The organism is Periweissella beninensis, from assembly GCF_016908275.1.
Lineage (GTDB): Bacteria > Bacillota > Bacilli > Lactobacillales > Lactobacillaceae > Periweissella > Periweissella beninensis.
Genome location: NZ_JAFBDN010000007.1, coordinates 54,633 through 74,044, shown reverse-complemented (window position 1 = coordinate 74,044; position 19,412 = coordinate 54,633). Strand labels below are relative to the sequence as shown.

General features: G+C 36.0%; 20 protein-coding genes. 4 read left to right on the top strand and 16 right to left on the bottom strand.

What is annotated here, in order from left to right; all coding sequences use genetic code 11:
- The gene (locus tag JOC59_RS04330) at nt 1-867 is read right to left on the bottom strand and encodes a hypothetical protein (protein ID WP_205143574.1); all 867 of its coding nucleotides are present in this window, start codon (nt 865-867) and stop codon (nt 1-3) included.
- 219 nt (nt 868-1,086) lie between these two features.
- Between JOC59_RS04330 and JOC59_RS04325 the strand changes: the two genes are divergently transcribed.
- On the top strand, nt 1,087-2,964 hold the full coding sequence (locus JOC59_RS04325) for an acyltransferase family protein (RefSeq protein WP_205143573.1): 1,878 nt from the start codon (nt 1,087-1,089) through the stop codon (nt 2,962-2,964).
- 129 nt (nt 2,965-3,093) lie between these two features.
- Complete coding sequence (locus JOC59_RS04320; RefSeq protein ID WP_205143572.1) at nt 3,094-3,255, top strand: hypothetical protein; 162 nt, start codon at nt 3,094-3,096, stop codon at nt 3,253-3,255.
- A gap of 154 nt (nt 3,256-3,409) precedes the next feature.
- Here JOC59_RS04320 and JOC59_RS04315 read toward each other — a convergent pair whose 3' ends face one another.
- From JOC59_RS04315 to JOC59_RS04265, 11 genes are all read right to left on the bottom strand, one after another.
- Entirely contained in the window at nt 3,410-4,036 is a 627-nt protein-coding gene (locus tag JOC59_RS04315; protein WP_205143571.1) for a hypothetical protein, read from the bottom strand.
- A gap of 346 nt (nt 4,037-4,382) precedes the next feature.
- Nucleotides 4,383-4,649, bottom strand: coding sequence for a helix-turn-helix domain-containing protein (locus JOC59_RS04310; protein WP_205143570.1), 267 nt, complete (start codon nt 4,647-4,649; stop codon nt 4,383-4,385).
- Complete coding sequence (locus tag JOC59_RS04305) at nt 4,639-5,001, bottom strand: type II toxin-antitoxin system RelE/ParE family toxin (protein ID WP_205143569.1); 363 nt, start codon at nt 4,999-5,001, stop codon at nt 4,639-4,641. The genes JOC59_RS04310 and JOC59_RS04305 overlap by 11 nt, the downstream gene beginning before the upstream one ends.
- A 638-nt stretch (nt 5,002-5,639) precedes the next feature.
- Nucleotides 5,640-6,143, bottom strand: coding sequence for a YbhB/YbcL family Raf kinase inhibitor-like protein (locus JOC59_RS04300; RefSeq protein WP_205143568.1), 504 nt, complete (start codon nt 6,141-6,143; stop codon nt 5,640-5,642).
- 50 nt (nt 6,144-6,193) lie between these two features.
- Complete coding sequence (locus JOC59_RS04295) at nt 6,194-6,862, bottom strand: NADPH-dependent F420 reductase (protein WP_205143567.1); 669 nt, start codon at nt 6,860-6,862, stop codon at nt 6,194-6,196.
- Nucleotides 6,863-6,880: 18 nt separating this feature from the next.
- Entirely contained in the window at nt 6,881-7,912 is a 1,032-nt protein-coding gene (locus JOC59_RS04290; RefSeq protein WP_205143566.1) for an LLM class flavin-dependent oxidoreductase, read from the bottom strand.
- A 188-nt stretch (nt 7,913-8,100) separates the two neighbouring features.
- Nucleotides 8,101-8,670, bottom strand: coding sequence for a hypothetical protein (locus JOC59_RS04285; protein WP_205143565.1), 570 nt, complete (start codon nt 8,668-8,670; stop codon nt 8,101-8,103).
- A gap of 205 nt (nt 8,671-8,875) precedes the next feature.
- A complete protein-coding gene (gene rpsN, locus JOC59_RS04280; RefSeq protein ID WP_205143564.1) occupies nt 8,876-9,145 on the bottom strand; it encodes a 30S ribosomal protein S14 in 270 nt (89 codons plus the stop codon).
- Nucleotides 9,145-9,294 carry a 50S ribosomal protein L33 gene (gene rpmG / locus JOC59_RS04275; RefSeq protein ID WP_205143563.1) on the bottom strand — a complete coding sequence of 50 codons (150 nt, stop codon included), beginning with the start codon at nt 9,292-9,294 and terminating at the stop codon, nt 9,145-9,147. The genes rpsN and rpmG overlap by 1 nt, the downstream gene beginning before the upstream one ends.
- 97 nt (nt 9,295-9,391) lie before the next feature.
- Nucleotides 9,392-9,799 carry a hypothetical protein gene (locus JOC59_RS04270; protein WP_205143562.1) on the bottom strand — a complete coding sequence of 136 codons (408 nt, stop codon included), beginning with the start codon at nt 9,797-9,799 and terminating at the stop codon, nt 9,392-9,394.
- Nucleotide 9,800: 1 nt separating this feature from the next.
- Nucleotides 9,801-10,739 carry a hypothetical protein gene (locus JOC59_RS04265; protein ID WP_205143561.1) on the bottom strand — a complete coding sequence of 313 codons (939 nt, stop codon included), beginning with the start codon at nt 10,737-10,739 and terminating at the stop codon, nt 9,801-9,803.
- Between the two features lie 341 nt (nt 10,740-11,080).
- On the opposite strand from JOC59_RS04265, the gene ppcA reads away from it, so the two are divergent.
- On the top strand, nt 11,081-12,598 hold the full coding sequence (gene ppcA, locus JOC59_RS04260) for a phosphoenolpyruvate carboxylase (RefSeq protein ID WP_205143560.1): 1,518 nt from the start codon (nt 11,081-11,083) through the stop codon (nt 12,596-12,598).
- Nucleotides 12,599-12,722: 124 nt separating this feature from the next.
- On the opposite strand, the gene JOC59_RS04255 is transcribed toward ppcA, so the two are convergent.
- Nucleotides 12,723-14,708 (bottom strand): glycosyltransferase family protein, encoded by a 1,986-nt coding sequence (locus JOC59_RS04255; RefSeq protein WP_205143559.1) that lies wholly within the window; start codon nt 14,706-14,708, stop codon nt 12,723-12,725.
- Nucleotides 14,709-14,945: 237 nt separating this feature from the next.
- On the opposite strand from JOC59_RS04255, the gene JOC59_RS04250 reads away from it, so the two are divergent.
- On the top strand, nt 14,946-16,163 hold the full coding sequence (locus JOC59_RS04250; RefSeq protein ID WP_205143558.1) for an aminotransferase-like domain-containing protein: 1,218 nt from the start codon (nt 14,946-14,948) through the stop codon (nt 16,161-16,163).
- A gap of 87 nt (nt 16,164-16,250) precedes the next feature.
- On the opposite strand, the gene JOC59_RS04245 is transcribed toward JOC59_RS04250, so the two are convergent.
- The 3 genes from JOC59_RS04245 to JOC59_RS04235 are packed head-to-tail and all read right to left on the bottom strand — an operon-like array spanning nt 16,251 to nt 19,215.
- A complete protein-coding gene (locus tag JOC59_RS04245; RefSeq protein WP_205143557.1) occupies nt 16,251-17,168 on the bottom strand; it encodes a glycine betaine ABC transporter substrate-binding protein in 918 nt (305 codons plus the stop codon).
- Nucleotides 17,169-17,185: 17 nt separating this feature from the next.
- Nucleotides 17,186-18,022, bottom strand: coding sequence for an ABC transporter permease (locus tag JOC59_RS04240; RefSeq protein WP_205143556.1), 837 nt, complete (start codon nt 18,020-18,022; stop codon nt 17,186-17,188).
- A complete protein-coding gene (locus JOC59_RS04235) occupies nt 18,022-19,215 on the bottom strand; it encodes a quaternary amine ABC transporter ATP-binding protein (RefSeq protein ID WP_205143555.1) in 1,194 nt (397 codons plus the stop codon). Before JOC59_RS04235 ends, JOC59_RS04240 begins: the two co-directional genes overlap by 1 nt.
- Between the last annotated feature and the right edge of the window lie 197 nt (nt 19,216-19,412).

Sequence of the window (19,412 nt, the reverse complement as noted above, 5' to 3'; positions counted from 1 at the left end):
CTATTTGAGTAACATATGGTAGTAATGCTTTAAATCAGTCGGCAAACTAAAACTATTCTGATCGTAAAATTGTCGGCATTTTTCACTCTTAATAATTAGATATCTTTGTTGCTTGGCTCTGACTGTCCCGATTTTTAAAATAACCTGTTTATAAGCCTTAGCCATTAATTTTTCATTATTAGTTCTTAGAGTTAATTCAAGATCACCACTAGCGGTGTTTTTGATTTGGGTAACGTTAAAATCATCTTCCAAATATGCTTTACCATTAGCTTTACCAATCGTAAATTTCTGATAATTAGAGCTTAATTTAAACCGTAAGACTTTATCAACGTTGCTGTCAATAGTTAGTGATTGATGCCATCCTGTTAAAAATTGTTTGTCCGTTTTAACTTTTGTCAAAGCTATTGAACTAGGTTTTTGTTTTTTAAAAATTTGCTGCACTGGTACGTTGTTATTACTTGCAAACTGCCGGGTTACCAATAAGCCCCGTTTAATCGGTGTAATCCAATATTTATCAGTATCACGCGCTTGTTTATCATCAATTTGATAGTGTCCATTCATTAGCTTAATCCGCATATTGGGTCTCTTAGTAACATGATTTGATACGAGCCAGGCATGTTTACTATTAATTGTAAATGCGATTTTACTACGGGTTAATACTAATTTTTCATAAGCTTGCGCTTGTACATTCCAATAATAATAAGTTCCGGTTATTTTTGACGGTATTCGTAGCAATTTTTTGCCACTGGCCGATTTTTTTTCTGCAGCCCATGTATGATTTGCAGTCGGTGTAACTACATTGGTAAATAGCGTCATACTCATTATCACTAAACAGCATCTTAGTGATAATTTTATTATACTTTTCATAATTGCTCTCCTTTTAAGCATCCACATCATGATAACTTCTTTACGGTAACATTAACGTAATCTTTTTGCAACATTTTATCCTAATTTAAGTTCATTTTCTCTAATTAATTGGTTAAATAAGACTAATCCTCTAATCATTGAATTTTTAATTGAAATAATTGTTACAATATCGTAATATTAATGGTATCGAGTTTATTTGGGATGGGAGTTTTTATTAACATGGGGAATTCAACAACACGTCGGCGCTATATCCTCGGATTTGATGGGATTCGAGCTTTAGCCGTCCTAGGGGTTATTTTATATCATATCTTGCCAAACGTATTTCGAGGGGGCTATTTAGGTGTCCCGATTTTCTTCGTTGTTTCAGGCTACTTAATCACTGACTTACTGTTACAAGAGTTTGAAAAACATAATTCAATTAACCTTAAAAAATTTTATCTTCGCCGCATTAAGCGCCTGTATCCAGCACTACTCGTCATGCTGTTAGCTACGAGTGCTTACATTACCTTATTTAACCCTGGTGCTTTAATTGGCTTACGGGCCAATATCGGTATGAACCTAACTTATGTCTATAATTTTTGGGAAATTAAACACGGCCAGTCATATTTTCAACAATTCACTGCTCCTTCACCATTTACCCACCTTTGGTCACTGTCTGTTGAAGGTCAATTTTATTTAATTTGGCCATTATTAGTCTACTTATGTGCCAAATTTAAAGTCAAACGGATCTATATATTTAGTTTGTTAATTATTAGCTCGCTTTTTTCAGCAATTTGCTTAGCCGTCTTTTTTGATCCAGCAAATATCAACCGTGCTTACTATGGCACTGATACTCGCTTATTTGCAATTCTATTAGGTGCTAGTTTAGCCTATCTTTGGCCTTCAAATCATCTCCGGTTAAATTTAGCGCCCAAAAATCAAAAAATTTTAAATACACTAAGTTTTATCAGTTTGTTTGGTCTAACAATTGGTTTTTTAACATTAAATGGCCAAGCCCACCTAACTTATTTCGGTGGAATGTATTTATTTACCATTTGTGCGACTATCTTTGTTGCTACGATTGCCCATCCAACCACCTGGTTAATCAAAATTTTAGACAATAAAGTTTTTAATTGGCTCGGCACCCGTTCGTATGGCATTTATTTATACCAATATCCAGTGTTAGTTTTCTTTGAACAAAAAATTATAAACTATCGGACACACTTAATTTTCTACGTAATGCTAGAACTTTTAATCATCGGGGTCATTAGTGAAATTAGTTATCGTTACCTCGAGGTACCCATTAAAAACAGTAATTTTGCTTTTTGGCAGACCTATTTCGAACGCTTGGTCACCTATCAGCCAAAAATAATTTTGGTGACCGTCACCTTTTTTATCCTAATCGGCGCTTCAATTAGTGGTTTATTGGCTCCTCAAGCTGCTACAACCTATCAGACACCACTTCAAAAACAGTTAGCGTTCCGGCACAAGCAAGCCAGCCAACAAAATAAAAAGTTACTTAAAACGACTGAGCAGGATAAGAATAAGTCCAATCGCAATCCACAGCACCAAATTAAATTATCAACTACTGAGCAAAAACTGGCCCACCGCTATCACTTAACAGCACGCCAAATTACAAAATTAAAGCACACCAATATATCTGGAATTGGAGATTCAATGATGGTCAATGTCGGTCCTAATTTGCAAAAGATCATGCCAGTGATTGTTAATGGCCATGTTGGCCGCCAAGCAGCCTTAGGCCCTGTTATTATTCAAAAACAGTTAAGTCAGAAACAACTGATGAATAATGTTTTAATCATGCTAGGTACCAACGGTAATATTTATCCCCATACCTTACAGCAAACGATGCAGAAACTAGGCCCACATCGGCAAGTTTTTTGGGTCAACAATTATGTTAAGCGCCCTTGGACCAAAGCTAACGTGAATTTATTAAACAAAGCCAGGACAAAATATCGTAATTTACATGTGATTAATTGGCACAAATTTGCACAAAAGCATAATAATTGGTTTGGGCCTGATGGGATTCACCCTAACCCAACTGGTGATATCCATCTAACCAATTTAATTGCCAAAAGTATCGCGAAGTATGGTATCTGATGATTAAAAAAAAGATAAGTTACGTTATTTAATCTCAAATTAATTAAAAGATGTGTATAATACATTACAAGGTCAACCAAAGTATTAATTGACCGAATTAACCGAAACTATTGAAAGTAGGTCTTTAAAATGTTCAGTATGTTAAATATAATCTTAATTGCCGTCATCTTACTTGGAATCTTAGGTGACTTGCTATATCGTTTATTTACCTTTTCAACTAATCAACATCGATTAGTGCCAATTACTATTAAAAAAGAAACACCAAAGCAATCGCAAAAACCACCGTATTAAAGCTAACCCCTACTGGAGGTATCGGTCAGGTGGTACAAAATACACAAAAATGGCTGAATTAAAAAAATTCAGCCATTTTTGTGTATTTACCAATCTCATTTTTATTAATCAATATGCAACCTATCGTCCTTAGCCTAACTACTTGCAAAATCGCTTATTGATAATAATTCTCAATTGTTTTAAGCATTTTATTATCCGCGACTTTCAATAAACTTTCTTGCCCCACAATGATTAATTGTGCCCCGTTAATTATTAGCGCATTGGGTTGCGTATTACCAAAAATAAGTTGATTCAAATTAGCATTTGGCTTAACTTTATAAATGCGTAAAAGATACCCTTGTGCTTTTACTAACCTCGTTACTTTAGTGGCGAGCATGTTTTTATCAGTATACACATAAACTAAATACTTATTGTTTTGTGTTGCGAGATATTTAATTTTACTGGTTGAAATGGTCTGATACTTACCATTATTTTTACTAACGCGGGCATATTGACTATCATTTTGATCAACGGTAGTCGCCTTAGTAGTAATGATAAAACTAGCAAAGATAATTTCTATCACCAATGCAGTTAAAGCAATTTGCTTATTTTTAAAAACAATTGAGATAACTAGTACACACACACCCAAAAAGCCCATAATTAATAACCAATTTTGCCAGTTATTGATTTGATCAATTAAGGGAATATTCTTGCTGAGCGTTGCATATTTTTCTTGAAAGGCATACCACATCCAAAAAATAACGATAACTATACTTGCTAATAATGTCCATACATATTTCATCTCTTTACCTCAATCCTTATTTGAGCAACTGTTATTTTACTCAATTAATTCATTTTTTAGTGCCATTCCTGTTATAATTAAGTTGTAATTTAAGATTTTATTTTGGGGGAAGTTAGCATGCTTAAATTCATTGATCACCACTTTATCCTGAGCTTAATTGCTACCATTATTTTAGCGATTGTCATTGGTATTATCATAGCACAACTTTTATTCATGGTTTTAGTCCATTAGTTATGCTTTGTCCTAAGTAGCCAAAAAACCAACATCTAAAAGAGTGCCTAATCCGTTGCGCCTCTTTAAATGTTGGTTTTTTTCAATCCTTATCCAAACCTAGTTACTTGTTTTTTTAAGTAAATGAAACTAATAACTTTTTATTCATAGCTTGAGCTAGTTGGGCTAACTTTTCAAATGATACGTTATCGCCTCGTTCAATTCGGGCAATCGTTGCTTGCGTTGTTCCAGCCAAATCAGCTAATTCGGCTTGGGTTAAACCTGCTTCTTCTCTAGCATTATATAAAGCTACCGCACTTGACAACTTTTCTTTTTCCACATCGAATCGCTGGGAAAATTCTAAGTCCTCTATTTCACGTGCTAAAATTTCATCAATTACCATGGTGGGTCGTCCATTCCTTTCTCATCTGTTTAAGGTGTTTAATTTCTAGACTTGGGACAGCACTAGATGCTTTCGGATAAGCATGCGTAATCAAATAGTTATTCTCAGTTAGGATAAAACAAATCCCATGGGTGCGTTCACTACTAACATAACACCGTAATTCATATAAATCTTTTTCAATTCGTTTTACCCATAGGTTACGTTGGGCAACTAATAAATTAGTGTCTTGAATTTGACTTAACACCGCCAACATCTTTTGCCGATCACGGGCTGGTAGTTGCTCATAATAACTTAAAAATTCATTTTGTCCATCCGGCTGAACATATATCTCAAATAATCTTTTTTTGTGCATCGCTCACTCTATAACTTCATCCTTATAATTTATCATTTTTACAATTGATACACGTAATTATTACCATCCAATAATAATAATACCTATGTATTCTTTATCGGCATTAAATAAACTTATTTAATGATACCTTAAACTTAATTGATCTCATTGAGATACTTTAAAATTTTACAAAACTTTTTCCGTTATATCAAGTAAATATTTATAAATAATGCTTATTATTCAGTATATTTAAAACAAATCATATTGCCATAATTTTTCGTTTTAAACCAACAATAATTAAAAATATGTTGTTTTAAAGTCTTGAATTACCGATTATTAGTGCTTATTTGCTTTATTACTTTAATTTTACCACTCTTTAAGGCCTTTTAGCTCCTTAATAAAGTTGTATTTACATATAAATTATAATTATAGGTCGTATTTTTATACAAAATATCAGGCTTATACCACACTTTATACAATTTTTAGAATAATTTATTAATTTATTATTTTTAAATTCAAGCTACCCACCATAAAAACGTCTAATTCAATGATGAATTAGACGTTTTGCTGTTATTTAAATTATTGATATTAATATTTTTTAACTAATCATGCCCTTTTTTCGTATTCAAGTCCCCATTAAAGCAACTGGCTTAGTTTTACTAGGCTTTACTAATAATGTCCAGACTCGTTTTTGCTAGCGTATGCCCTGTTAGCGCATGATATAAATCATTTAAATAATAATTGTTTGGTAAAGGTAATAGTTTATCAACCGCATATACCGTCAAAGTATATGCATGATCCCCATTAGGTGGCATCGGCCCAGTATAGTAACTCGTTAATGCCGGGTTAGTTTCCCCTACAAATTTTGAAATATTACTATTAAAGCCTTGTTTCACTGAACTAGGTGCCAGTTGACTAAAGTTAGCCGGAATTTCGGATTGTTCAATATTGGCAGCAAGCCAGTGAATCCAGGAAAATCCAGCAACAGGAACAGCATCATGATCAATAAATGTAAGGGCAAAGCTTTTTGTCCCAGCTGGTGCATCTTTAATTGTAAAAGGAAATGAGACTACTGGTTTACCAGCTAAACGATTTTCTTTGGCTGCATACTTTCCATAGTCTTGGGGTAATTCGGTTTGTAAAAAAGGTAATTTAATTTCCATTTCATTCCTCCATTTTTACCTATCATTATAGCAGTTAATCAATAAGACACCTAATTGTGCTGACCAAGTTGAAATTCGCCAGGTATCGTTGTCGCTATCATCGCCCTTAATTCCGCTTCAGCTACATTTGCACCAAAAGCCGGTGTGCCCGGTTGTAAGCGAATACCGTCATGTAGCGTTGCTAAAACGACGGTATCAAAACCAAAAGCTTGGATTATTTTTTTAACCACATTAATACTTTTACGCTGATTACCAGCAATTGCAATCGCCTTTTTTAATGGATTAGCAGTATCACTTAAAAGTGATTCATCAGCTAAGTCATGGTAACCCATATGATTTAAGGCTTTGATGACTATACTTTCCTTAAAATAGGCTTGTACTAATTCACTGGTTGAAATCGTTTTATCAAGTAGTTCTGGTCGGTTTCCATCGACTTCCCACCAGTAATTCATCGCATCAATAATAATTTTACCTTTAACGGCTTGCCTATTAACTTGCTTATAGTGCGAAAGCGGCATTGCTAAAATAAGTACGTCACTTTTGGCAATAGCTGTCGCACTAGTAACTGCTTGTGCTGTCGGTGCCAATACCTCAATCGTTAATGTAATTGCTTGTGGATCCTTTGAACTAGCAATTAAGACTTGATAACCTGCCTTAGTAGCAATTTGCGCAAGGGTGATCCCTAATTTACCAGCACCCAAAATACCAATTGTTTGCATCCTTTTACCTCCATGGGTTTATTCGGCTAACATTTCTTTAACTAGCGGAATTACTTCTTCACCATATAAACGAATGGTTGCCTCTCGTTCAGTGATACTTTGGTTACCGGCCCCGTATACTAAATCAAAACGTGCTAAATTTAAGGTTTTTATCACTTTAGCGATTTTTTTAGCCACAGTTTGTGGTGTGCCAACATACATCGAACCCGTTTTAATTTCACGATCAAATTGTGCTTTTGACATTGCAGACCAACCACGCTCACGGCCTAGTTGATCCATCATCGCTTTAATTGAATACCATGCTACTGTCTCGGCTTGAGCTTGATCAGTGGCAATTACCCCATGCGAATGAATTCCAATCGGTTGGGGTTGTGTTTGAAATTTCGCAGCAGCTTGTTTAGCTAGCTCAATATACGGTGCAAAGCGCTTCGGTGTCCCACTAATCACGGCTAGCATGACTGGCAATTCATATCTGGCAGCTCTAATGATTGACTCCGGTGAACCACCAACCCCAATCCAAGTACTAAGCCCATGCTGTGTTTTAGGGAAAATGTTAGCACCACTTAAAGCTGGCCGTAATTGGCCCGTCCATGTTGTTTCTTTTTCTTTTAATAATTCACTAAATAAATTTACTTTTTCTTCAAATAATTGATCATAGTCAGCTAAATCATAACCAAATAGTGGAAACGATTCTGTAAACGAACCTCGTCCAAGCATAACTTGGGCACGCCCATTAGCAAGCGCATCTACAGTTGCAAAACGTTCAAAAACTCTCACTGGATCATCAGAACTTAAAACGGTAACTGCCGAACCCAATGTAATTTTATTGGTAACACTTGCAATTGCCGCTAAAACAACTTCAGGGCTTGATATTGCATAATCAAAGCGATGATGTTCACCTAGCGCAATAATATCCACCCCAACAGCTTCAGCTAACTTAGCTTCTTTAACGACTTGTCTAATTGCTTGTGGGTAATCAGGTTGCTCATTAATTATTAAATCACGTGGTATATCGCCAAATGTATCTAACCCAAACTGTACTTTAGTCATCGTCCCCTCCTAGGCTTACTTTTTGTAAGTTTATTTATAAAAAGCATAGTCTTTTTTGGATGAATAGTCAAGAAACGTATGTCATATTAATCGTTATGATGGTAATCAGCAAAAAAAGGCCCCAATTCGCATAACGCTGTCAGCAAATTGTGAACCCCAAAATTGTAAAATAATTACGTTCCTAAAGTTTAAGCTTTTTTACTAACTTTAGTTACTTTTTTAGTTACTTTTTTAATAGTGTGCTTAGTTCCTTTTTTTAGACTAGCCTTTTTTATCACTTGCTTAGTCTTAGATTTAGTAGCCTTTTTCTTCGTAGATGCTTGTTTATCAGCAACAAATTTTGTTATCGTAAGGGTTACTTTAGCGTGATAGTCATTGCTGTAATATGGGGTGACAACACTGGTGGTTGTTGCTAACGTTTGATTTAACCGTTTAGCGGGAATTGTAATCTTAAACCCCTTTTGTGTTTTTGTATTTGTCGTGGCCCCCACAACTGTAAAAGCATTAATCATACTAATTAATTTTGAATCTGTTAATTCAATATTTAAATTAGCCTTTTTGCCGGTAACTTTAGCTGTCGCTTGCGATGCTAAATATTTATCCATACCACCAGTTGCCGTTAATTTAAATGTATATTGACCTGCTTTTTTAACGGTTGTTACTTGTTGAGCTGCTGCAACTTGAGAACCATTAAATACTGATAACGCAACATTAAATGCTAATACTGATGCTAAAATAACCAAACTAATTTTTTTCAAAATAAGTTCCTCCTAGTAAAATTATAATTTAGACTATTAACAATTCTATCATTTTTTAATATTGATAAAAAGACTTTTTCCTTAAACACTTTTCGAAAATGCTTCCTGTTTACCTTACTTGATTATAAGTAATCACAAAAAAACAACTAATTCAAATTATGAACTAGTTGTTTGATTAAGCATATTATCTTAAATAGTTAAGGCTTCACCATGATGCTTTTTTAACTCCTGGAATTTGACCTTTATGTGCCAAGTCCCGAAAATTTAACCGGCTAATTCCAAATTTACGCATATATGCATGTGGCCGACCATCCAACATGTCTCGGTTATGCATCCGTACGGGCGAAGCATTACGTGGTAGCTTGGCTAATTCAGTATAGTCACCGGCTGCTTTCAAAGCGGCCCGTTTAGTTGCATATTTTGCAACCGTAGCTGCAATCTTTTTTTGTTTTTCAATTTTTGCTTTTTTTGCCATTATTTAACCTCGATAAATTCTGTAACTTGCCGTAATTTTGGTGAATACTTTTTCAACACCAATTTATCGGGTGTATTACGACGATTTTTTTGTGTTAAATATAGTCTTTCACCAGTTTTTGGTGCTGCTAATATAATATTAATCCGCATAAACGCTCCTAATTATCAAAATATTGTTGATCAGTAACTATTTTATTGGCGGATGAATAATCCCACTAGTAAACTAAAAATAGTATAGCACTTCAGCTTACATATTGTAAGTGTAATCATCAAAATAATGCCGATTTTTAGTATACGGTTCAATTTCATAATTTGCTTGCTCAATCAGGCGGCGTTGTGGTTCACTTAAACGCTGCCTAATCATCGTTCTAACAATCTCAGTGGCATAAACTACGCGCACTAATCCAGTGGCTTCATGCACAATACTCCAAAAATTATTGCTAGTAATCTTTAAATTATTATATACCGTAAACTGCGCTAAATAAGTAGCAACATCGGCTTGCACGGTATGCGGTGCTAATAACTGCTCATCTTTAGTCCCATACATAGTCCCATCAATTGTTAGCCATACTGCTTGTGCTAATGTTGGCACAGGAATTAAATTATTAGCGGCAGCCCATGTTGCAAACTTAGTCGCATCATATAATGGAAACATCTTATTCGCCTACCTTCATTTGTAATACCGCTTGTCCCACAACACTTAAATTTGCAACCGCATTCGTTTCATCCACACTTTCAAACAAGCCTGATGTTAATAACCATTCTTTTGATATTTGGGTTCCAAATTTGAATACATCTCCACTGCCCAAATTAACCTTAACTTGCTTGCTTAACTGCTTAACAGTTCCATGATTACTGATAATCACTAACTGGGTTTGCGTTGTTTTATCATTAAGTTCAAGATAAAAAGCACCATCAACAGCATATTTTTTAACCCGTAAGCCAACTTCAATTGGATTACCCTCACTGTCAACATATGCCAAATCTTCTAAAACATTCGTTGCTTGAACTTTCAGTGCAGGGGCAATCTCTGGCCGGCCTGATTTGGCGTTATCAGCTATACCACCATTGTTCAGCGCTAGCTCAGGATTATCGCGTAGTTGCCGATCACGATCAAAGATAATTCGATCAAAACCGTCACTCGGTTTATTAATAATAAAGCCTACCGTAGCTAAATTTCGAGCCCCTTTTAGATTAACCTTTACTTGTTTTTTAATATACGTTATAAAGTCGGGATGTAACTGATATGCATCTTTCGTAACTAGCCGGCCTTTACTATAATTTTCCACTTTTTCCATGAAAAAGGGATGATTAATAATTACGTTAGCATTACTTAACAACTTTAAATATGCTTGTTGCTGTGAACTAATGACAATAAAATCATCCGCTAACAGCGCTTTTGTTGCTACTGTTAACTCATTAGCTGGTACTATATCCGCATTAATCTCCCCAATTGGATTTTGATCAGAAATTAGGTTAAGACACCAGTTGCCATTTTCATAGCGTGAAAATAATAAGTTAAAATTTTCGTTATTATATTGAAAACTAGTTGTCGTATCGATGCCAAATTTCTGACTAAATTCTTGTAAGTCCATAAACGTCCTCTCGCTTCCTTTTCTTTTTAATTATAACAGACTAAATTTAGTCTGTTGCAAAGTTTTTCCTAATCACTATGCAAACACGCATCTCTCAGTTATAACCATTTTATGCATGGCAAGGCATTGTAGGTCCTTCAAACCGTCCGTCTCAGACAAGTGCTCCCTAGCAAACACGCCTAAAATTTAAACCTATTGAAATCCTTTACGCAGAACGTTGACTATCATTAAAAATTTTTATGCTCAGGATTTTAAAAAAATACGATTTTAGGGTTAATCTTAAGGCTATTTATGGCATAATTAGCTATAATAAATCTTTCCCAAACCAAAAGGAGTTCGCCATGTCAAAAAGAAACATTCCAGTTACAATGGGGACACAACATCCAGATAATGCGCATGCAGCATTTTGGGATGTCAACCAAAATCCCTTTATTTCAGCTTATACCGAAACAGTTGAAGCGTTTGAAAATTTTGCTACTCTTGATGTTGATGAATATATGTGGGATTGGGAAGGTAAACACGCTGATGCTGCTGTTATCGATCGTCTTTTTTCAACAAAATATGATTATTTTAAAGAGCATCAATTGGGGCGCGACAAATTTATAACCTTCCGATTCCCTAATATCTGGGAAGAAAAAGGCTATAGTTTAATGCAAGCAATGACTGCTTTTCTTTCCTCAGAAGACTTTGCCCATGACTTACAATTTGCTCAACGTCCTTTGTTTGAAGCGATTTTACCGATGGCCGAACGCGCTGATCAAATTATTGAAATGCAAAAATTATTTGAAAAATTAGCAACCTTTAAAACACAAGTATTTACCGCCCAACGCCAAAACACACCCTATATTGAAATGATTCCTTTATTTGAAGGGTTTGAAACTCAATTACATGCTCCTGAAATTCTCAAACAATATCTTGATCTACATGAGAAACATTTTGGCTTCAAGCCCCCATATCTGCGGGTGTTTTTAGCTGGATCTGATTCAGCACTATCCTCTGGCTTTATGAATGCAATCACTGGTAATAAACTAGCTATTGCGCGCTTATATGAATTTGCTAAAGCTGAAAATATTGATATTTACCCAATTACTGGCATGGGTTCAGCAATCTTTAGAGGTGGCCTAGCCCCTAACCGAATCGAACGCTTTGTGCAAGAATTTGCGGGTGTGCGTACAGTCACTGTTCAATCGGCGTTTAGATATGATTATCCACTAGCAACCGTTCAACAAGCTATTCAGCAATTAAAGACAACCTTACCTCATGTGAAACCACTTGAAATTAGTGCTAACGAACAAGCCATTTTAATTAATGTGGCCAAAAAATCTGCTGAATTTTATCGCCATACCTTGGATAACTTAATTCTTGATATGCAGCCCATCTTTAAGGCCTTTCCAAAGCGGCGTGATCGGCGCCAACATGTTGGCGTATTAGGCTATTCCAGAGAAGTTGATGGGCTAGCACTACCACGAGCCATTAATTTTTCGGGCTCATTTTATGCGATTGGTGTCCCACCAGAATTTATTGGCTTTGGGCGGGCCTTGGCTTCGCTTAATGCCCGTGAACTAGGTGTCTTTGTCCGTCATTATCCCAACATGAAAAAAGATTTTACTGAACTAGCTGCCTACCTAAATCTAGATTCATTAGCCATTTTAGCCGCTAATAACCCGGCTTGGAATGATGTAAAAAAAGATATTGAAACCTTACAAAATATCTTAGCCTTTGAAATTAAGCCCCAAACTCAAGAGCAGGAATTACATTATCAATTAGCCCAACAAATTGTGAATATTAAGGATGGCGCCAGTGTTGCCGTCACTGCATTGATTAATAAACAAGCTCAGCTACGTCATTTTCTGGGTTAGTAGTAAAGCCAATTAGTTTTAAATGTTCGTCACTAAAGTGATTAAGCAATGATTTTCTTGCTAAAAAAGTAAACAGGACTGAATTTTGATAACTTCAGTCCTGTTTATTTTTTTCGCTTCAACCTTAACGAGAAAAGGCAAAAATAAAAGAAGCATTGCCGGATAATTCTTTTATTTGCCCTTCTTGCAACTTGTAAGCTGCTTTTTGCACCCTAACTTTACCAATTGTATGCTGAGAATTAGTAAAAACCAACTTATACTTACCGGGCTTAAATGTATGGTAGACATAAATATTGAAATCATGATTCATATTTAAGTGCCGTTGTTTACTTGTAATATTTGCCACTTGATAAATTAATTTATGGTGATAATACAAATTAAAGCGGATATTTTGATGACCATACGCTAAAATTTGTAATTTTTTGGCACTAACTGGTAACGTTACGCTTTGTACTAAACGTTGCTTTGGTGCGAGCGAAACTGGTTGATAATTGAAACCACCACCACAATTGGCATATTGACCAGTTATTTTAACTAGGGGTTGCTTAAGTTTTTGGGAAGTCGCTATTGACTGTTGATCCCCCAAGAAAGCCATGAGACAACTAGCTAAAAAGGTTACCGCCAACCAGCCCTTTAGCGACCACTTCTTTGTTAACTCGCTTGCCTGTTCAAAACCAGTGGTTACTATGCAAAGTAAGGGAATTAGCATTGCTTCACCATACCGATTATTGGCTTCCCACATTAGGGTATGAAAGACAATTAAGCCCAATATTAGTAGCACCGCTAACAAAGTATGGGCATTTCGTCGGCCAAAGAAAAGGCTCATCATAATAGTATACAAGGCCAGGCCATATAAAATAACCATGCCAAGACGGGTCAAATTAGTAATACCATTATCAACGAATAAACGCCGTTGCAAATACCACTTGGGCGCCTTGACGTAGCCATCAAGATAATTATGATTTAACTTTCCTTGATTTTGTAAGTTCGTTAATTTAGTTACAAATAATTGACTAATTTGTTTTAATGACATCTTTTCTAAACGTGCTTTTATGATTGCCGTATCTTGTTGCTTTTTAGCTGTTAAAGTGGCCTGCCTAGCCGTTAATTGTACATCTGCTTGAGAATAAGTGCCACCGCTTTTTAGATTAAGTCCCATCATCATCCAGTGTTGAATTGGAAACTCATAGCGCTCAACTGGTTCAAAATTAACTGCTTGATCAATCAATTTATTAACGGGAAATGCACAAATGACTGCAACACTAATGGTCACCACGAGTAGCCCACTTTTTTTAGGCACCTGATCCTTTGCTTGACACATCACTAACCAAATCAGTAAAGCTGGAATGACAACAATAAAATTAGGCTTAATTAGTTGCGTAATCAACGCACTACTACCCGCTAATAATAGCACCAACCCTTGTATTAATGGTTTTTTAGTGTTGTTAAGTAATAAAGCACTTAAAGTTACTATCCCAAAACCTAGCATAATCCAAATGTCTGAATAAAATACTAGCAAATTATAGGTATAAAAAAACGGGATAATTAAGGTCCATATTAAGGTCATTAATACTGTACTTAACTTTTTCGTTATTAAATACGTGTTTACTAACATCACCAATATTACTAGTTGCACTAACGCTAATTGCCAGAGACGAACCTGTAAAATTGGGCTAACTGGTAAAAAATGCGTTATTTTTAAAAGTTGCGCCAAAATAACCGTTATATTGACATTGTTGGTGGCCCTTGAAAAATAAATGGGCCATTGCAATTGGTGCTGACTAAGGCTAATTGCTGTATTAATCACTCGAAATGGATCCCGGACAAATGAAGGTGTGAAATTTTTGATGATTAATAATTGAATCCCTACTATGCTAAGATACACCGTAATAATTAATAGCCAAAGCATTTTATGCGACATTTGATTGAAAACCCGATTTAACAATAACCCCCCTAATACTAGTAGTACTGCTAGCATGCCCATTAGCACGATTGCCATGATTGGTTGCAATGCATAATTAGTTGCGCCTGCTAGGTTTGTTTTTAAACCAATTATTAGCATGCCAAGCCCCACTAACATAATTAGTAAACGTCCACCTTTAACTAACATATCGATCCCCCCCTAAATGGTATATCCATTATATCCGACATTTAATATTGTATTATCATTAAGAATACATTCCTAAGTCATAATTTAATTTTTAATAAACACCTAGCGAGCATTGTTATATCAATTTGTTGAAAAAAATTCATCAAAACAATGAATTTGTGTATCTTGATTCATCTAAATTAAAATAGTAAGCTAATGTCAATAACTAAAATCGATGATAACGAGGACCGTCCACTTATGAATACTTCACCTATCAATAACCAATTTGCTAATCGCATTGCTAATAGTGATCCATCAGGTTTGGCAGACCTCTTTATGGCTAGTTCAGACCCTAAAAACATCTCATTTGCTGGTGGTTATCCAGATACTAGTCTGTTTCCTGAGACTGACTTGGCGACTTCTTTTAGTCAGGCCATCGCTAATCAACATCAAGCAATCTTTCAATACACTGATGCCAAGGGACCTTTAAAACTGCGTGAACAATTAATTACGCGCCATAACTTTAACAATAACGGCCAATTTGATCCTGCAAACATTCTAGTTACTCAAGGTGGGCAACAAGCAATTGATTTAATTAGCCGCCTATTCCTTAATACTCAAACGGGTTTGGCTCTTGAAGCACCAACTTATATGGGAGCAATTGCCGCTTTTCAGGCTTATGAACCAACATTTTACGAGATTCCCATGGAAGAAGATGGTCTTAACTTAACGATATTTGAAAATGAACTTAAAAAGAGCCAAGCTACAAGCCAAAAAATTAAACTTTTATACACAATTCCAGATTTTCAAAATCCCACGGGGATTACCATGAGTACCCCTAAGCGACAACGTCTTGCCCAGCTAGCTAAGGAATACAATTTTTATATCATCGAAGACTCACCTTATCGTGAATTGCGTTACCACGGTGAACCACAACCAACTATCCAGAGTTTTGACACTGATGATCGTGTATTATTTGTTTCGAGCTTTTCTAAAATTCTATCACCGGGGCTAAGAATTGGTTATGTTGTCGGTTCTAGTAAGCTAATTACTCAATTAGCTGGTTTAAAAGCAGCTGTTGATGTCCAATCACCCACCTTGACCCTTGAAGCCTTAAGCTATTATTTGGAACATTTTAACTTAGACGCTCATATTAACCAACTTAAAGTACGCTACCAAGCAAAGTTAGCGGCAATGCTCACTGCTTTGACAATTCACATGCCCAGTAATCTTAAATTTACTAAACCTAGTGGTGGTTTTTTCATCTGGCTAGAACATCAAGATGCGTTTGATATGAATGACTTTATGCAGCAAATTTGTCTCCCTCAAGCCCACATTGTCTTTGTGCCTAGTAATGGGCAATACCCAGTTTCAAATGTTACCAATGGGGCACGCCTTAATTTCTCTAATGTTAGTATTTTGCAAATTCAATTAGGGATTGAAAAGTTAGCTCACCTTCTAACTACCGAAAATTAAATCTGCCGTAACTAATTCGTAATTTTTCAAGCACAAATAAAGGTGCGGACTTATCCTTAGTCCACACCTTTATTGTGATTTAAAAGCCTACTTATTTTTTAAGTCTTCAATTGAATTAATATTTTTCATATAGGTTGGTACCGCTAAGCCTGTTCTAGCACCATGTAAATTGGCCCGCACATCTACATATTTACCTTTATATTGTTTAGCGTAAATCGCATGTGTATTTGGGAGCCAAGCACTTAATGAGATATCAGCGGCCTTAGTGGCAACGGCTGCCCACATTGGTTGGGCTTCCATTGCTTGAATAGTCACCTGATAGCCTCGTTTGTCCAAAATACGTTTAACCAAATTAGTTGAAGCAATTTCAGAATCCCAAGCTACATAAGCAATTGTGACCTTTTGGCCGTGTCCCTTAGCGACGCCTTTTAGCCATTGCTTAACTTGCTGTGGATGTTTATCAATATATGCTTGGGCTGCTTTAGCCGGATCAATCCCATTGTTGACTTTTAGCATAATGCCTGACATTTCAGTTGGTGTCCAATTAAAATTTTGTAAAAACTTATATACCGCCGGATTACTTTGTTTAAACCCAATGCGCGTTATTGTATCGATATTTTCCGTTTTACCGTACACATTTTTAGGATCTTTTAAGAATTTAAGTTTATACTTAGTAAACATCCAATGGGGTTGCCAACCAGTAATAACAATCGGTTGCTTATACTGAATTGCTTTATTTAAAGCACTTGTCATTGCCGCCGTTGAACTTGTTTGTAGTTGCCAATTAGCCGTTTTCAAGCCGTACACCTGTAATGCCGTCTGGGTATTTCCCATAATTCCTGCCCCAGCATCGATCCCGGTAATTGTATAATTAAGTTGCGGCCCTAGCTTTTGTTGCGCATCATAAGCCTTCAGTTGGCTCGCACAACCACTTAAAAGGAGCACTAATCCAAGTATCGGTACCAGTAGGGAACTTAAGCGTAAGTGTTTGCTTATTTTTTGCATCGCTTCTTCCCCCTTACCTACTTCTTTAATGATTGCGTTATCCGATCAAGAATAATTGCCAAAATAACGATTGAAAGACCCGCGGTAAATCCAGCCCCGGCGTCATTTCGACCAACCGCAAAGTAAACTTGTGTTCCTAAGCCCAATGTACCAATCATTGAGGCAATTACAACCATTGATAAAGCTAACATTAAAGATTGGTTAATCCCGGCCATCATCGTTGACTGGGCTAATGGTAATTGCACCTTAAATAATTTTTGCCAACTGGTTGAACCATATGAATCAGCAGCTTCAATTAAATCGACTGGGACTTGCCTAATTCCTAGGTTCGTCATTCTTACTGTTGGTGGCATGGCGAAAATTACTGACGCAATAACTCCCGGTACGGTCCCAATACCAAAAAACGCCACCGCGGGAATCAAGTACACAAAGGCTGGCATGGTCTGCATAAAATCAAGGACCGGTTGCATAACCATATTAACCCACTGGGTCTTTGCCATCCAAATTCCCAGTGGAATACCAATGACATAGACAATTAGACATGAGGTCAAAACTAGCGTTAGCGTTTGTGTCATATCACGCCAATATCCCATATTCCATATGAAAAGTAATCCCAATAATTCAAAAATTAAAAGACCCCATTTTTTATCATTACGTTTAACATAAAATGTTAAGCCTAAAATCAAAACAAAGAATAACCAAATTGGAATTAGGTCAAAGACCCATTGAAACATATTGGCAATAGCACCAATAAAATTGGTCACTCCATTAAAAAAGCCCGTAAAGCCTGATAACCATTTAACAAAATCATTTATCCAATCGGCTACCGGTAGTTTTGCGATTAAAATATCCATTATTCAGTCACCCCATCCCCAGCTAAAGCACCTAACACAGCCCCTCTGACAATAATCCCCAACAAATGTTCCCGCTCATCAAGAACTGCAAACGGAATTGGCGTTGTTGAAATCTCTGACATTAATTCTTTGATTGGTGTGTCAGGATTCGTTGTTGGCACATCTTTTTGCAAAACCTGACCTAAATCTTTTTGCTGTTTTCTAACCAATTCAATGACATCCCGAGCATCGGCCATCCCAATAAAGCGTTGTTGATTGTCAATGACATAAATCGATGAGGTATTATTTTCGCGCATTTCTCTTAAAGCCGTCCGTGGCCCTGACTTTTCAATGTTCACCATGGCAGGCTTTATCATTACATTAGCAGCTGTTAACACCCGTGAGCGATCAACATCTTCAATAAAACGCTCCACATAATCATCAGCCGGTTGTGTTAAAATCTCCTCAGGCGTTCCAGTTTGAATCACTTGCCCATCACGCATAATCATAATATGATCACCTAATTTTAATGCTTCATTTAAATCATGACTAATAAAAATAATTGTCTTATGTAGTTCACTTTGAATGCGTAATAGCTCATCTTGCATTTCTTTCCGATTCAAGGGGTCTAGTGCTGAAAAAGCTTCATCCATCAGCAAAATATCCGTATCACTAGCCAACGCTCTCGCTAAGCCAACTCTTTGTTGCATACCACCAGATAATTGATTAGGATATTGGTCATCATATCCCTTTAGCCCCACCAATTCTAATGCTTCATGCGCTCGTGCTTCTCTTTGGGCCTTATCTTTACCTTTAATTTCCAAGCCAAAGGCAACATTTTGAATAATCGTATAATTTGGAAATAGCGCAAAGTTTTGAAAAACCATACTCATTTTTTTACGCCGTAAAGCAATCATTTCTTGCTTATTTAACTTGGTTAAGTCTTGACCGTCAATCAAGATTTGACCATCAGTTGCTGGTATTAACTGATTAATCATTCTAATCAGTGTTGATTTACCACTCCCTGATAACCCCATAATCACAAAAATTTCACCTTGTTTAATCGTAAAGCTTGCGCGATCAACGCCTACCGTCGCCCCAGTTTGAGCAAGAATATCTTCTTTACTTTTATTTTCACGTACCAATTTTTTGGCCTTTGCTAGCTGTTTGCCAAAAATTTTAGTCACGTTTTTTACTTCTACCTCAATTGTCATTAAAGCCCCCCTTGTTGAAAAATTACTCATACCTATCTATCTATGATAAACATATAATTATAATCCTTGTCAAATAAGTTATCATTGAGTAACACGGTCTACTTAGCTAGATATAGCCGATTATAGCTAATTTAAATTTTTTCAGATTTTTCAAATTAAGTAACTGCTTATACTTAATTTAATTTTACCATTTTATT

Coding starts and splice junctions, on each gene's coding strand:
- JOC59_RS04330 (WP_205143574.1), bottom strand. CDS start 867: ATGAAAAGTATAATAAAATTATCACTAAGATGCTGTTTAGTGATAATG.
- JOC59_RS04325 (WP_205143573.1), top strand. CDS start 1,087: ATGGGGAATTCAACAACACGTCGGCGCTATATCCTCGGATTTGATGGG.
- JOC59_RS04320 (WP_205143572.1), top strand. CDS start 3,094: ATGTTCAGTATGTTAAATATAATCTTAATTGCCGTCATCTTACTTGGA.
- JOC59_RS04315 (WP_205143571.1), bottom strand. CDS start 4,036: ATGAAATATGTATGGACATTATTAGCAAGTATAGTTATCGTTATTTTT.
- JOC59_RS04310 (WP_205143570.1), bottom strand. CDS start 4,649: ATGGTAATTGATGAAATTTTAGCACGTGAAATAGAGGACTTAGAATTT.
- JOC59_RS04305 (WP_205143569.1), bottom strand. CDS start 5,001: ATGCACAAAAAAAGATTATTTGAGATATATGTTCAGCCGGATGGACAA.
- JOC59_RS04300 (WP_205143568.1), bottom strand. CDS start 6,143: ATGGAAATTAAATTACCTTTTTTACAAACCGAATTACCCCAAGACTAT.
- JOC59_RS04295 (WP_205143567.1), bottom strand. CDS start 6,862: ATGCAAACAATTGGTATTTTGGGTGCTGGTAAATTAGGGATCACCCTT.
- JOC59_RS04290 (WP_205143566.1), bottom strand. CDS start 7,912: ATGACTAAAGTACAGTTTGGGTTAGATACATTTGGCGATATACCACGT.
- rpsN (WP_205143564.1), bottom strand. CDS start 9,145: ATGGCAAAAAAAGCAAAAATTGAAAAACAAAAAAAGATTGCAGCTACG.
- rpmG (WP_205143563.1), bottom strand. CDS start 9,294: ATGCGGATTAATATTATATTAGCAGCACCAAAAACTGGTGAAAGACTA.
- JOC59_RS04270 (WP_205143562.1), bottom strand. CDS start 9,799: ATGTTTCCATTATATGATGCGACTAAGTTTGCAACATGGGCTGCCGCT.
- JOC59_RS04265 (WP_205143561.1), bottom strand. CDS start 10,739: ATGGACTTACAAGAATTTAGTCAGAAATTTGGCATCGATACGACAACT.
- ppcA (WP_205143560.1), top strand. CDS start 11,081: ATGTCAAAAAGAAACATTCCAGTTACAATGGGGACACAACATCCAGAT.
- JOC59_RS04255 (WP_205143559.1), bottom strand. CDS start 14,708: ATGTTAGTTAAAGGTGGACGTTTACTAATTATGTTAGTGGGGCTTGGC.
- JOC59_RS04250 (WP_205143558.1), top strand. CDS start 14,946: ATGAATACTTCACCTATCAATAACCAATTTGCTAATCGCATTGCTAAT.
- JOC59_RS04245 (WP_205143557.1), bottom strand. CDS start 17,168: ATGCAAAAAATAAGCAAACACTTACGCTTAAGTTCCCTACTGGTACCG.
- JOC59_RS04240 (WP_205143556.1), bottom strand. CDS start 18,022: ATGGATATTTTAATCGCAAAACTACCGGTAGCCGATTGGATAAATGAT.
- JOC59_RS04235 (WP_205143555.1), bottom strand. CDS start 19,215: ATGACAATTGAGGTAGAAGTAAAAAACGTGACTAAAATTTTTGGCAAA.